This is a genomic window from Streptomyces sp. Tu 2975, assembly GCF_009832925.1.
Taxonomy (GTDB): domain Bacteria; phylum Actinomycetota; class Actinomycetes; order Streptomycetales; family Streptomycetaceae; genus Streptomyces.
The window spans coordinates 5328387-5342473 of sequence record NZ_CP047140.1 but is presented as its reverse complement, the minus strand read 5'-3'; the positions used below and the strand labels follow the sequence as shown (position 1 = coordinate 5342473).

At 70.4% G+C, this 14087-nt stretch carries 11 protein-coding genes; 2 read left to right on the top strand and 9 right to left on the bottom strand.

What is annotated here, in order from left to right:
- Nucleotides 1–50: 50 nt before the first annotated feature.
- From GLX30_RS23630 to proB, 3 genes are all read right to left on the bottom strand, one after another.
- Nucleotides 51–1343, bottom strand: a complete 1293-nt coding sequence (locus tag GLX30_RS23630) for a glutamate-5-semialdehyde dehydrogenase (protein ID WP_159692099.1) — start codon at nt 1341–1343, stop codon at nt 51–53.
- A gap of 168 nt (nt 1344–1511) precedes the next feature.
- Complete coding sequence (locus GLX30_RS23625; RefSeq protein ID WP_159692097.1) at nt 1512–2114, bottom strand: hypothetical protein; 603 nt, start codon at nt 2112–2114, stop codon at nt 1512–1514.
- Between the two features lie 132 nt (nt 2115–2246).
- Nucleotides 2247–3353, bottom strand: coding sequence for a glutamate 5-kinase (gene proB, locus GLX30_RS23620; RefSeq protein WP_159695209.1), 1107 nt, complete (start codon nt 3351–3353; stop codon nt 2247–2249).
- A 409-nt stretch (nt 3354–3762) separates the two neighbouring features.
- Here proB and GLX30_RS23615 point away from each other — a divergent pair, with 409 nt between their 5' ends.
- Together GLX30_RS23615 and rfbC are read left to right on the top strand one after the other, a co-directional pair.
- Complete coding sequence (locus GLX30_RS23615; RefSeq protein WP_244258269.1) at nt 3763–5925, top strand: glycosyltransferase family 2 protein; 2163 nt, start codon at nt 3763–3765, stop codon at nt 5923–5925.
- A 64-nt stretch (nt 5926–5989) separates the two neighbouring features.
- Complete coding sequence (rfbC, locus tag GLX30_RS23610) at nt 5990–6589, top strand: dTDP-4-dehydrorhamnose 3,5-epimerase (RefSeq protein WP_159692095.1); 600 nt, start codon at nt 5990–5992, stop codon at nt 6587–6589.
- A 61-nt stretch (nt 6590–6650) separates the two neighbouring features.
- Here rfbC and GLX30_RS23605 read toward each other — a convergent pair whose 3' ends face one another.
- The 6 genes from GLX30_RS23605 to GLX30_RS23580 all read right to left on the bottom strand — a co-directional run bounded on the left by GLX30_RS23605 (nt 6651) and on the right by GLX30_RS23580 (nt 14008).
- Nucleotides 6651–7445 carry a class I SAM-dependent methyltransferase gene (locus GLX30_RS23605; RefSeq protein WP_159692093.1) on the bottom strand — a complete coding sequence of 265 codons (795 nt, stop codon included), beginning with the start codon at nt 7443–7445 and terminating at the stop codon, nt 6651–6653.
- A gap of 77 nt (nt 7446–7522) precedes the next feature.
- A complete protein-coding gene (rfbD, locus tag GLX30_RS23600; RefSeq protein ID WP_159692091.1) occupies nt 7523–8419 on the bottom strand; it encodes a dTDP-4-dehydrorhamnose reductase in 897 nt (298 codons plus the stop codon).
- On the bottom strand, nt 8416–9402 hold the full coding sequence (rfbB, locus tag GLX30_RS23595) for a dTDP-glucose 4,6-dehydratase (RefSeq protein ID WP_159692089.1): 987 nt from the start codon (nt 9400–9402) through the stop codon (nt 8416–8418). Before rfbB ends, rfbD begins: the two co-directional genes overlap by 4 nt.
- On the bottom strand, nt 9399–10466 hold the full coding sequence (locus GLX30_RS23590) for a glucose-1-phosphate thymidylyltransferase (protein WP_159692087.1): 1068 nt from the start codon (nt 10464–10466) through the stop codon (nt 9399–9401). The genes rfbB and GLX30_RS23590 overlap by 4 nt, the downstream gene beginning before the upstream one ends.
- 60 nt (nt 10467–10526) lie before the next feature.
- Nucleotides 10527–11780, bottom strand: coding sequence for a glycosyltransferase family 2 protein (locus tag GLX30_RS23585; protein ID WP_159692085.1), 1254 nt, complete (start codon nt 11778–11780; stop codon nt 10527–10529).
- Between the two features lie 158 nt (nt 11781–11938).
- The gene (locus tag GLX30_RS23580) at nt 11939–14008 is read right to left on the bottom strand and encodes a hypothetical protein (protein WP_244258268.1); all 2070 of its coding nucleotides are present in this window, start codon (nt 14006–14008) and stop codon (nt 11939–11941) included.
- Nucleotides 14009–14087: the final 79 nt, after the last annotated feature.

The following is a 14087-nucleotide window of genomic DNA, read 5'->3' as shown; positions in this document are numbered from 1 at the left end:
AGCGCAAACTCTCCCCACCCGGGTGACGCAAGGCGCCGCCCCGCTGACGGTCACCGGGTGTGGCCGTCGCCCGTCACGATGTACTTCGTCGAGGTCAGCTCGGGCAGCCCCATCGGGCCCCGCGCGTGAAGCTTCTGCGTCGAGATGCCGATCTCGGCGCCGAATCCGAACTGACCACCGTCGGTGAAACGGGTGGACGCGTTCACCGCGACGGTCGTGGAGTCCACCAGCTGGGTGAACCGCCGGGCCGTTGCCTGCGAGGTGGTGACGATCGCCTCGGTGTGACCGGACGACCAGAGACGGATGTGGGCGACGGCCGACTCCAGGGACTCGACGACGGCGGCGGCGATGTCGTGGGAGAGGTACTCCGTCTCCCAGTCCTCCGTGGTCGCGGGCACGATCGTGGCCTTGGTGGCGTCCGCGTACTCGATGACGCGTTCGTCGCCGTGCACGGTCACCCCGGCGTCCGCGAGCGCGTCCAGGGCGCGCGGCAGGAAGGCGGCCGCGATGTCCTTGTGGACCAGGAGGGTCTCCGCGGCGTTGCAGACGCTCGGCCGCTGCGCCTTCGAGTTGATCAGGATCTCGACGGCCATGTCGATGTCGGTCTCGGCGTCCACGTACACGTGGCAGTTCCCGGTGCCCGTCTCGATGACGGGCACGGTGGACTCCTCGACGACCGTGCGGATCAGTGACGCGCCGCCCCGGGGGATCAGCACGTCGACCATGCCGCGCGCCCGCATCAGTTCGCGTACGGAGTCCCGGCTCTCGCCGGGCACGAGCTGTACGGCGTCGGCCGGCAGGCCGGAGCCGCCGACCGCGTCCCGCAGCACCCGCACCAGGGCGGTGTTGGAGGAGTACGCGGAGGACGAGCCGCGCAGCAGCACCGCGTTGCCCGACTTCAGGCACAGCGCGGCGGCGTCCACGGTGACGTTCGGCCGGGCCTCGTAGATGATGCCGACGACGCCGAGCGGCACCCGCACCTGGCGCAGGTCGATGCCGTTGGGCAGGGTGGAGCCGCGCACCACCTCGCCGACGGGGTCGGGCAGCGCGGCCACATGACGCACGTCGGCGGCGATGGCACGCACCCGCTCGGGAGTGAGCGTGAGCCGGTCGATGACCGTCTCGCTGGTCCCCGCCTCACGCGCGCGGGCGACGTCCTCGGCGTTGGCCTCGACGATCTCGCTCGTACGGACCTCCAGGGCGTCGGCCATGGCGAGCAGCGCGTCGTCCTTGGCCGATCGCGGCAGGGGCGCGAGGTCGGCGGCCGCTGCGCGGGCCCGGTAGGCCACCTGGGCGACCGGGGACATGTTGTCGTAGGGCGAAACCGAAGAGAGCGACGTCATACAGGAAGCGTAATGCGCCGCCCGATGGCGCCCCTCGCGTATCCCGCAGTCCGAGACGGACCTTCGCACCGCCTGCCTCGAGCACCCCACGCCTCCTGCCCCAGACAGATGCACCGTGACCCCGCGCGGCCGGCGCTCGGCATGCACTGCCACCCCGCGTACCGTGCCTCAGAAGGGGTGCACTCCCACCCGCGCGGCCGCCGGCGGGCCGTAGCCCTCCGCGACGCGCTGGTGATAGGTCTGCCGGTCGATGACCTCGAGGCCGACGATCTCCCACGGCGGCAGGTTGGCCGTCGAACGGTGTTCGCCCCACAGCCGCAGGGCGACCGCGGCCGCGTCGTGCAGGTCGCGTGCCTCCTCCCAGTAGCGGATCTCCGCGTGGTCGTTGGCGTACCGGCTGGTGAGCAGGAAGGGGTGATCGTGGGCCAGCTGCTCGAGGCCACGGCGGACCTCCTTGAGCGGGGCCTCCCGGCCGGAGACGCTGAGCGTGATGTGCCACAGACGGGACAGCGCACGCTCGTCGTCGGCGGTGCCTGGCCGTGTCCCGGCCTCTATGGTGCCGGCCCCGGCCGCCTGGTCCTGGATCTTCATCCGTTCCCCGCGGGCGACGTCGCCGTCGGCCCGCCCTTCGCCGCGCGCGTCACCGTGCCCGTCGCCGAAGTCGGCCCCCGCCCCGACGCTGGTCAGGGCCCGTTCCTCGCCCACCGACCGGCGGACGCCCGGCAGCTTCCCGTTCCCTCGGGGCGCATCCCCTGGGCGCGCTCGTCTCACCGGCGGCCTCCCTGTTGCTGCGTCGTCGTGCCGAACCCCGCGTTTCCCCCGCAACAAAGTTGACCAGCCCGCGGCGGAGCGTGGGGCGGTTTTGGTAAAGGTCTCTGCCGGATGGCGGGACTTCCCGCCTTTTCACATCTGAAGGACGACCAGATCGTCCCTGTGTACGACTTCCCGCTCGTACTCCGGACCGAGCTCCTTCCCCAGTTCCCTGGTGGAGCGGCCGGCCATCCGGGGGATCTCCTTGGCGTCGAAGTTCACCAGCCCCCGTGCGACCGGCCGGCCGGCGGTGTCGCGCAGCTCGACCGGGTCGCCGGCGCTGAACTCGCCGTCCACGGCGGCGATCCCGGCGGGCAGCAGCGACTTCCTGTTGTCGACGACGGCCCGTACGGCACCGTCGTCGAGGGTGAGGGAGCCCTGCGGCGTGGAGGCGTGCGCCAGCCACAGCAGCCGGTCGGCGGAACGGCGGCCGGTGGCGTGGAAGTACGTTCCGGTGTCGCGGCCCGAGAGCGCGTCGGCGGCGCGGCTCGCGGAGGTGAGGACCACGGGCACGCCGGCGGCCGCGGCGATCCTGGCCGCCTCGACCTTGGTGACCATGCCGCCGGTGCCGACGCCCGCCTTGCCCGCGCTGCCGATCTGCACATGAGCGATGTCCTCGGGGCCGTGCACCTCCTCGATGCGGCTGGTGTCGGGACGGGCCGGGTCCCCGTCGTACAGACCGTCGACGTCGGAGAGCAGGACCAGCAGGTCCGCCCGTACGAGGTGGGCGACGAGCGCGGCGAGCCGGTCGTTGTCGCCGAAGCGGATCTCGTCGGTGGCGACGGTGTCGTTCTCGTTGACGACCGGGACCGCGCCCATGGCGAGGAGCTGGTCCAGGGTGCGGTAGGCGTTGCGGTAGTGGGCGCGGCGGCTGGTGTCGTCGCTGGTCAGGAGCACCTGGCCGACGCGGACGCCGTAGCGGGCGAAGGAGGCGGTGTAGCGGGCGACGAGCAGGCCCTGGCCGACACTCGCGGCGGCCTGCTGACGGGCCAGGTCCTTGGGCCGGCGGGTGAGCCCGAGCGGCGCGAGGCCGGCGGCGATGGCGCCGGAGGAGACGAGCACTATCTCCTTCTCGCCGCCGCTGCGGACCTTGGCGAGCACGTCCACCAGGGCGTCCACCCGGTCCGCGTCGAGCCCGCCGGCGGCGGTGGTCAGGGAGGAGGAGCCGACCTTGACGACGATCCGGCGGGCGCCGGTCACGTCCGACCTCGCCGGGGCCGTGCCCGCCGTTGCTGCGGAGGCCGGTGGCTGCCCCGTGGGGGCGCCTGCCGAATGCCCTGCGGCCTGCTGTTCCGGGCTCTGTCCGCTCACGCCGTGCCTCGCCTCTGTCACAAGGCCGAATGTATGCCAGCGTCGCTGTCGGGTGCGCGGGCATTCCGCTCGCTGGACAGCAGCATCCGGCCGGCGGCACCTGTCTCCCCTGACCCGCGTCGGACGGTGCCACGCCGGAAGGACCCGAGGGACGGCACGAGTTGACTGCGCCGATGGTTGTTCGATCCGGCCAACCGCTAGGGTGGCCGGTGGGCGGTGGCCCGCGCCCGTTCCGGCGCATGCCTGTCTCCGGCCCGCCACCTTCGACTCCGGTTCCCACAACAGACGGGGCGCAGCTGTGTCGGTCAAAGTGAGTGTCGTCATCCCGGTGTACAACCCGGGGAAGTACATCGACCCGTGCATCGATTCCTTGGTCCGCCAGACCCTGCCGGCCGAGGAGTTCGAGGTCCTGTTCGTAGACGACGGCTCCACCGACGACACGCCGGAGCGGCTCGACAAGCTGGCGGCCGAGCATCCCCACTTCCGGGTGATCCACATCCCCAATTCCGGCTGGCCGGGCAAGCCGCGGAACGTCGGGGTGGCCGAAGCCCGCGGTGAGTACGTCCAGTTCCTCGACCAGGACGACCACCTGGGCACGGACGCGCTGCGCCTCCTCTACGACATGGGGCACAGGAACGGCTCCGACATCGTCATCGGCAAGGTGGCCAGCAACTTCCGCGGTGTGCCGCACGGCGTCTTCCGTACGAACCGTGAGAAGTGCACGCTGCGCGACGCGCCGCTGTTCGACAGCCTCACGCCGCACAAGATGTTCCGCACCGCGTTCCTTCGCGAGCACGGCATCGCCTACCCCGAGGGCAAGCGCCGCCTCGAGGACCAGCTGTACATGATGCGGGCGTACTTCCCCGCCGAGGTCGTCTCGATCCTCGGCACGTACACCTGCTACCACTACTCGAAGCGGGACGACGGCAAGAACGCCGGCTCGGCGAAGCTCGTCCCCGAGGGGTACTACGGCAACCTCCGCGAGGTCCTCGACGTCGTCGTCGCCAACACCGAGCCCGGTCCGCTGCGGGACCGGGTGCTGCGCCGCTTCTACCGGGTGGAGATGCTGGGCCGTCTCAGCGAGCCGGCGGTACTCAAGTACGACGAGGACTACCTGCGCGAGATGGTCGACGCGGTACGGCCGCTCGCACTGGAGTACATGGACGACTCCGTGCACGACGGCCTCGGTCCGATGCTGCGGATGCGCTCCGCCCTGCTGCGCGAGAACGACGCGGAGGGTCTGGTGCGGCTCGCCCGGCTCGGCTCGTCCGTCAAGGGCTCCGCACGGCTGGAGAACGTGCGGTGGGAGACCGACGGCCGGATCACGGTGACCATGGCCGGACGGCTGGTCCACGGCGAGCAGCGTCTGCCGCTGAAGCTTCTTAGCCGTGACGAGCGGCTCTACGTGCACCCGGACATCACCGCCGGGTTCCTCCCCGAGGGCGCGCTCCTCGACATCACCGACGATCTCGCCGGCTTCCAGGCCGAGCTGTCGCTGCGTGACCGTGAGAAGGCCGTGGAGTGGCTGTGCCCGACCACGCTGGAGACCCGCGTCGAGATGCTCGACGACGAGGACGACGAGACCGCGGAGCCCGGCGGGAACGGGCCGGACGGAGCGGGCCGGACCTGCGAGGTCGTACTCCGGGGCACCGGCGTGCTGGCCCCCCAGAGCAGCCGCAAGGGCCGGGGCAGCCTTCCCCGGGGGTTCTGGGACGCCTGGGTGAGCGTGCGGGGCCTCGGTCTCGTGCGCAAGACGCGGCTGGGCGCCGAGCGTGCGGAGCATGTCGACGGCCAGTGCGTCCCGGCGATGCTGTCCGCACCCGCCCGCCCTGTGATCCCGTACTTCACCAACCCGCATGGCAACCTCACCCTCGATGTCTCCCGCCGCGGCAAGAAGCTGGTCCCGTACATGGAGGGCCGCCCCGTGCTGTGCATGCCGGGGCGTTCGCCGCAGCTGCGGCTCGACCTGGTCACGACCGCCGCGACCGCTCCCGCGGCGGTGCAGCTGACTCTGAGCAAGCCGCCGGCCGCGCCCGCCCCTGCCGTCGCGGAAGCGGCGGAGACGGGAACCGAAGAGCCGGAGACCTCCGAGGCACCGGACGCCGCGGTCGTCCACGCGTTCCCGTCCACGCTGCGCCCCGTGCACGGTCGCGCCCATCTGCCGGTGCCCCGCCGGGTCGAGGGGGCGCCGGAGGGCACCTGGCAGCTCGGGGTGCGGCTCGACGGCGAGAAGGGCCGGGCGCTGGCGCTCTGTACCGTGGACGTCGATGCCGCGGGCCGTCTCCGCCTGGACGGCAGCCTGCCGGCACCGGACCCGGCCCTGCTGCGGAAGCTGACGGTGCAGCGCCGCCGGGCGGCGCTGCGCGAGGCGGTACGCACCGTGGCCGGCCCCGCCGTGCGACGGCTGCCGTCCTCCGGGCGCAGGAAGGTACGCCGGTTCGCGGCGCGGCTGCTGGGATGACCGGCGGACCCGCGGGCCCGGCATCGGCCACCTGACCGCAACACCGGAACGAGGACAGGATCACATGCGGCAGCTCTCCATCACCGGCGCCTGGGTGCACGAGCCGAAGATCTTCCCGGACAGCCGTGGGAGCTTCCACGAGTGGTTCAAGGAAGGCGCCTTCGCGAAGGCCGTCGGCCACGGTCTGCGGCTCGCCCAGGCCAACTGCTCGGTCTCCAGCCGGGGCACGCTCCGCGGCGTCCACTTCGCCGACGTCCCGCCGAGCCAGGCGAAGTACGTCAAGTGCGTGCGGGGCGCCGTCCTGGACGTCGTGGTCGACATCCGGGTCGGCTCTCCGACGTTCGGGCAGTGGGACGCGGTCCGTCTCGACGACGTCGACCATCGCAGCGTCTATCTGTCGGAGGGCCTCGGGCACGCGTTCATGGCGCTGACGGACGACGCCACGGTCGTCTACCTCTGCTCCGAGGGCTACGCCCCCGAACGTGAGCACGGTATCGACCCCCTCGACCCCGGTCTGGGCATCGACTGGCCGCAGGACATCGCCCCGGTGCTCTCCGACAAGGACGCCGCGGCACCGTCGCTGGCGGACGCGGAGCGTCAGGGCCTGCTGCCACGGTACGAGGAGTGCCGGGCCTACTACGCCGAGCTGGCCGCGCGCGGCTGAACGGCGCGGCACGCAGGCGAACGCCCCGGGTCCCGCGGACCCGGGGCATGAGGGGAACGGTTCAGCCCGTGAGCCTTTCGATTCTCCTGCGCACCGGCGCGAAGGCCGAGCGCGGCCGCCGCAGCGCGCGGGCCTTGATCAGGGCGGGCCAGAAGTCGGCCCCCAGCAGCGCCTCCGGCTGGACGGCGTTCTTGCGGACAAGGGTCTCTTCCGGGACGTCCTGGGGGTCGGGCACCACGTACTCTTCGATGATCTTGTCGTACGCGTTCTTGAGGACGGTGCTCTCCGGGTCGGCGCCGAAGATCGCCACGACTCCGGTCGGCGCGGTGTCGACCTCGACGACGAGCAGGTCGGGCCGGTACTTCCGCAGGACCTGGGCGACCTTGTAGACGTCACCGGCCCAGAACTTCGTGTGCCGGTCGCGCGCGGCCTCGTCGACGTTCCTCGGGAGCATGTCGTCGAGCACGATCACGCTGGACCAGCGTGAATGCCGCTCGACGTTCATGAAGTCGCGGAGCGCGTACTCGAAGAGGTGCATTCCGTCGATGAACGAAAGCTCGAGCTTCGGCTCGCCGCCGAGCACATTCAGCGGGTCCTTGCGGGCCAGGGCGCGGAAGGGATTACGGCCGGTGCGCAGATGCACCAGCGGGTCCTTGCGCGCGAAGAAGTCGTCACTGGTGGCCCTGACGAGATGGACATCGCAACTGATGCTCGTCACGACACGGAACGCGGGGTCGATCGCGACGGAAGGGACCCGGGAGAGTGCCAGACTGCGTCCGTCGTTGACCCCGATTTCGAGATAGTTACGGGGTTTGTACGTGCGGTGCAGTTGACGCAGAAAACCGTGGCGATCCACCGATCGAACCCTTCGCTGGGAATCAAATTGATTGATTCCCAGCGAAGTTAGCGTGTACGCGGCCCGGACGTAAATGTCTACCGGCCAGTAGCACCCGTTCCGCGCTCTGCTTCCATCAGTGCGGGGAACGCTTCTACGAGCGCCTCGCGCCAGTCGCGAAGAGGTTCGATACCGGTATCCCGCCAGCCTTCGTGCCCGAGGACGCTGTACGAAGGACGGGGCGCCGGACGCGCGAAGGCCCCGCTGTCCGTCGGCCGTACCCGGTCCGCGTCCGCGCCCAGCAACCGGAAGATCTCCCTGGTGAAGCCGTACCAGGTGGTCTCGCCCCGGCTGGTGCCGTGGTGGACGCCCGCGGGGACGGTCCCGGCCACCGCCGCCTGCCCGAGCCGCACGAGCAGATCGGCGAGGTCGGCGCTCCACGTGGGCTGGCCGATCTGGTCGTCGACGACGTCGAGGGTGTCCCTGGCCGCCTCCAGCCGGATCATGGTGCGGACGAAGTTGGGGCCGCCCGCGCCGTAGAGCCAGGCCGTACGGACCACATGGCCGGTCTCCGGCAGCAGCTCGAGCACCGCCCGCTCCCCCGCCAGCTTGGTGCGCCCGTAGGCGCTGCGAGGCGCGGTGGGGGCATCCTCTGCGTAGGGGAGGGTGGCGTCGCCCGCGAAGACGTAGTCGGTGGACATGTGCAGCAGGACGGCACCGCTCTCCTTGCAGGCCTCCGCCACGTTCCTCGCGCCGGTGCCGTTGACGGCCAGGGCGGCGGCCTCCCGGTCCTCCGCGCCGTCGACGTCCGTCCACGCGGCGCAGTTCACCACGACGGCGGGCCGGTGGGCCGCCAGGCAGGAGCGCACGGCGTCGGGATCGGTGATGTCCAGGTCCGCTCGCGTCACGGCGACGGCGGGGACGCCCTCCGCGGCCAGCCGGGCGGCGACGTCCCGCCCCAGCATGCCGCCGGCGCCCGTGACCAGCCAGCTCACAGGGCCGCACGCTCCTTCAGGGGCTCCCACCACGCGCGGTTGTCCCGGTACCACTGGACGGTCTCCGCGAGCCCGGTGACGAAGTCCTTGCGCGGCTCGTAGCCGAGCTCCGCGCGGATCTTGGTGCAGTCGACCGAGTACCGGCGGTCGTGGCCCTTGCGGTCGGTGACGTACTCGACGCTGGCGTCCCAGTCCGCGCCGCAGGCCTCCAGCAGCAGCCCGGTGAGCTCCTTGTTGGACAGTTCGGTGCCGCCGCCGATGTTGTAGACCTGGCCGGAGCGGCCCTTGGTGCGGACGAGTTCGACGCCCTGGACGTGGTCGTCGATGTGCAGCCAGTCCCGGACGTTGCCGCCGTCGCCGTAGAGCGGGACCTTCCCTCCGTCCAGCAGGTTGGTGATGAACAGCGGGATGACCTTCTCGGGGAAGTGGTGGTGCCCGTAGTTGTTGGAGCAGCGGGTCACCCGGACGTCCAGACCATGGGTGCGGTGGTACGACAGGGCGATCAGGTCGCTGGACGCCTTGGCCGACGAGTACGGCGAGTTGGGCTCGAGCGGGTGCGTCTCCGGCCAGGACCCCTCGTCGATCGAACCGTAGACCTCGTCGGTGGAGATGTGGACGAACCGCTCGACGCCGGCCCGGTGGGCGGCGTCGACCAGTGTGTGGGTACCGAGCACGTTGGTGCGCACGAACTCCGCGCCGCCGTCGATGGAGCGGTCCACGTGCGACTCGGCGGCGAAGTGGACCACCTGGTCGTGCTCCGCCATGAGCTTGCCGACGAGGTCGGCGTCGCAGATGTCGCCCTGCACGAAGCCGAAGCCGGGGTGGTCGCGGACCTCGTCGAGGTTGGCCGGGTTGCCCGCGTAGGTGAGCTTGTCGAGCACGGTGACGGCCACGTCGCCCGGCCCGCCGGGGCCGAGCAGGGTGCGGACGTAGTGGGAGCCGATGAAACCGGCGCCACCGGTCACCAGGATCTTCGTTGTCATGAGGAGATCTGTACCTTGCTGTGGTCGCCGAGCACGAGTCGGTGGGAGGAGGGATTGCGGGGAGAGGGTGTGACCTCGACGTCCCGGCCGATCAGCGAGGCCTCCACACGCCGCACACCGGTGATGGAGGCGCCGCGCAGGACGATGGAGTACTCGATCTCGCTGTCCTGGATCCGGCACGCCTCCGAGACCGAGGTGAAGGGGCCGACGTACGAGTCGCTGATCACCGTGTCACCGCCGATGATCGCGGGGCCCACGATGCGGCTGTTGCTGATCCGTGCGCCCTTCTCGATCCGGACCCGACCGATGATCTCGCTGCTCTGGTCGACCTCGCCGTCGTTGCTCGGCTCCACCGTCTCCAGCACCGAGCGGTTGACCTCGAGCATGTCGGTGACGTTGCCGGTGTCCTTCCAGTAGCCGGCGATGGTCGTCGAGCGCACGTCGCGGCGCTGGTCGATCAGCCACTGGATGGCGTGGGTGATCTCCAACTCGCCCCGCCAGGAAGGCTCGATGGACCGCACGGCCTCGTGCACGGCAGGGGTGAAGAGATAGACACCGACGAGGGCGAGATCGCTCTTCGGCTCCTTCGGCTTCTCCTCCAGGCCCACGACGCGGCCGTCCCCGTCGAGTTCCGCGACACCGAAGGACGTCGGGTCGGGCACCTTCGTCAGCAGGATCTGCGCGTCCGGGCGTTCCGTACGGAATTCTTCGACGAGGCCGGTGATACCGCCGACGATGAAGTTGTCGCCGAGGTACATCACGAAGTCGTCCTCGCCGAGGAAGTCCCGCGAAATGGCGACGGCGTGCGCCAGGCCGAGCGGCTTCTCCTGCGGAATGTAGGTGATTTTCACACCGAATCGGGACCCGTCCCCGACGGCCTCCCTGATCTCGTCGGCGGTGTCGCCGACGATCACACCCACCTCGGTGATCCCCGCTTCCGCGATCGCCTCGAGGCCGTAGAAGAGCACCGGTTTGTTCGCGACGGGAACCAGCTGTTTGGCCGAGGTGTGCGTGATGGGACGCAGGCGGGTGCCCGCCCCTCCGGAGAGAACGAGTGCCTTCACGATTCATGTCCTCGAGTCGAGTGATGTTCTCCGAGCGGATGCCGCTCTGCTCTTTCGACTTTACCCACGGTTCCTCTGCACAGACGCTGTGTTCCGGTTCCGGGCGCTGCGCACGAGGCGCCGTACCCGTCTGCGTACCCCGCGCACCACCCGCCGTACGGTGAGGGCCTGCGCCTCCGGCGGCAGGACCCGGCAACTGCCGGCCCGGTCGGGCACGGTGACGGCGTACAGCTGGTCGGGCAGGCCCGCCGCGGGGTCCCTGAAGTGCGGATAGGCGAGATACACGCAGCCCCGGCGTCCCGGGCGGGGCTCACGGACCACCTCGGGGACCGATTCGGCGGCGGTGAACTCCACCATGTCCCTCAGCAGGTCGAGCCGGCACCGTGCGACGCACTCCAGCACCAGCCGCTCCCCCACCCTGACGCGGCCCGCGACGCCCTCGTTCCAGTACCCGGTCATTGCGGCCGCCAGCCGCAGCTTGTCGCGCTGCTCGGACTCCGGCTGCCGCAGGAAACCGGGTCCGAACTGCTGGAGCAGACCCACGGTGAACGGCCTGACCATCAGCAGATCGCGGCGCGGTCCCGGCGGCTCCAGGCGGGCGATCACACGGGTCAGACCGGTCAGCGCCTCGAAGCGGTCCGCATAGGTCCCGCGCCGGGTGGCGTGTTTGCCGTCCTCACGGCCGACCAGGTAGTAGCAGTCGTAGTCGGCGACCACGGAGACGCCGTTGCCGGCGAGATACGCCTCCATGGTGAACAGCGAGTCCTCACCCGTAGGGAGACTCTCGTCGAACGTGAGGCCGAGCCGGCACAGCATCTCGCGCCGGAACAGCTTCTGCGCGCTGAGCGCGTAGATGATCCGTGACGAGTACACATCGGCACGCTCGACGGTCTCGTTGAACATCGAGCGGGGAACCCCGCGGCCCCGCCCGGCCATCCTGCCGAGCACCACGTCCGTCCCGGCGCGGTCCGCCATGGTGACCATCCGCTCCAGTGCTTCGTCGCCGAGGAAGTCGTCGGCGTCGAGGAAGAAGACATAGCGGCCCCGCGCCAGGGAGAGACCGACGTTGCGAGGACCGCTCGGCCCGCCGGAGTTCGCCTGCCGGACCAGCGTGGTGCGCACCTTTGTGCGGGCGGCGAACTCCTCCAGGTACTCGCCCGTGCCGTCCGTCGAGCCGTCGTCGACCGCGACGATCTCGATGCGGTCGGCGCCCATGGTCTGCGACTCCACCGACTCCAGGCAGCGGACCAGGTACGGCATGGCTTCATAGGCGCCGACGACAACGGTGACGTCGGGCACGAGAGAGTCATTCATGGACATAAAGACAACCCGAACCGGGCAAAGGTTGCGGTGAGCGACCCTCCGGTCAAATGTGCACATCACGCCGTGAGCACGTCGTCGACGGCCATGAAGACGACAGCGGCCCGGTGGCGTCCCTCAGGAACGCCACCGGGCCGCCGCGGACGGTCGCGTCAGCCGCCCACAGCTGTGTCGCCCACGGTCGAGTCGTCGAGCCCCGGCGCCTGCTCGGGGCCCGCGAGCCGCTGTCGCAGCCCCAGATTGCGCGCCTCCGCCTGGGCGGCCAGTGCCTGTACCGCGGCGTCGAACTGCTGGAGGGACGTCGGCTCGTCGGGACCGAGCAGATACTCCTTGAGCTCCCGCCGGGCCTCGGCTCGGGTGTCCGCCGCACCGTCGGAGACGGCCGCGAGCAGCTCGTCGAGCTCCGCGGCGCTGTTGGAGAGGATCACAGCGGCGCGCACCGCGGTGTTCTGCCGCCGGAACTCCGCCTCTCCGAGGCCCGCCGAGTCGGTGACCGCGTACGGCTTGCCGCTCGCGATGTAGTCCGAGACCACGCTGGAGATGTCGGAGACCATGCCGTCCGACTCGTTGAAGCAGTCGTACAGGCGCGGCTCGGGACCGGTGATGACCCGGTGCTCCCACCAGCCGAAGGACCGCCAGTATGCGGCGTTCCACTCGTCCTTGAGCTTCATGATCTCGGCCTCGCGCGCCGGGTCCGCCACCGAGTCGCGGGCCTCCTCCGCCTCGTCCCCGGCGGCCTTGGACACGCCCGACAGTTCCGCGAGGCGTGCTTCGACGCGCTCCAGCACGAGGCGCGCGGCGGCATGGTCCGCGGAGTCGGCCTCCGCTTCCGCCGCCCACCGGGGGTCGATCGCCCGGGCTGCGGCGGCCGCCTCGACCAGCGCCCTGATCCGCGCGTCGACGGCCTTGGCCTCCGCGCTGCGGGTGCCGGTGAACGGATGCGGCTTGTAGACGAGGCGGATGGGCCGCTCCGCGTTCAGCAGCCGCTCCACGATGTTCTCGCCGGCCAGCAGCAGGGAGGTGTTGCCGGGGTTGTCGTCCCAGCCCTCCCAGGTGGGGGCGTACAGGACCGTCGGGATCGGCTTCTGCGGCCCGCCCGTCCACGAACGGATGGGGGCGAGCTGGGGGCGGCCCACCTCGACGATGTCCTCGCTGCGCACACCGACGTCGGCAAGGGCGTACCGGTCACGGCCGGCCCGGCCGGCGGTCCACACCTCGTCGTAGACCTTGCTGTACGGGTTGACGCTGGCGAGCTTGTCGCTGTCGCCGTGGCCGATGAAGACGTGCTTCATGGTCGGTACGCGCAGCATGTGGATGTTCTTGCCGACGTTGGCGGCGTACAGCGCGACCCGGACAGTCGACAGGTCCAGGTTCATCAGGTGCACCCCGCCGGGCACGCAGATCACCGGGACGGACGTGGCGCCGAGCTGCGGCACGATGTTGCGCTCACGCAGGACGATCAGCGGCCGGCCGTCGATCTTGGCCATGGTGTCGAGCCACATGTTGACCTGGTACGCCGACTCCCTGGAGCCGGAGAAGTAGAGCATCACCGTCGGCTTGTACTCACGCAGCCAGGCGTCCACACCGGCCAGCACCTTGTCCGGCGGCGGCACGAGACGGCCCGGCCGCAGGTGCGGGACGAGCAGCACCAGGTAGACGACCGCGAGGAGGAGGGTGAGGCCGAGTCCGGCGTACGCGAAGACGGTGCGGTCGGTCCCGACGGCGATCAGTACACCGATGAAGGCGAAGACGTCGAGGTGGAGCATCTTCTCCGCCGAGCGGTCCAGCAGCGGGCGCGGCGGCGCGTCCGGGATGCGCACGCGGCTCAGATCGACATTGCGCGTGACCACGGGCAGTTTGCGGCGCAACCGGATCAGCGTGACCATCGCGCCGTGCGGCGCCTGGAGACCGTAGAAGCCGAGGAGGCAGGCGACCGTCACGTAGAAGACGGGCTCCTCCGCGAATCCCATCCGGGCCAGCAGCAGCACGAGCAGCAGCTGACGCACCAGGAAGCGGATCGACAGACCGGCCCGCACCTTGGCGAGCCGGTTGACCAGATAGCTCGAGCGCTGGTGCAGGAACTGGTCCGCCGCGTACGTCACGGCGACGGCCACTGCGAAGAACCAGAGGCTGGGGATTATCGCCGCGAGCATGAGGCACGGGAATCCCAGCATCAGCAGGAGCGCGGCTGCCAGCTCCGATCCGCTGCCCACGCGTGCCATGCGAATGGCTTTCGAAATCACGGAAAAACCTGCTCCAAGGGGGTGCCGACGGTTTTCTGCGAAGGACGTTGAGCCCCGC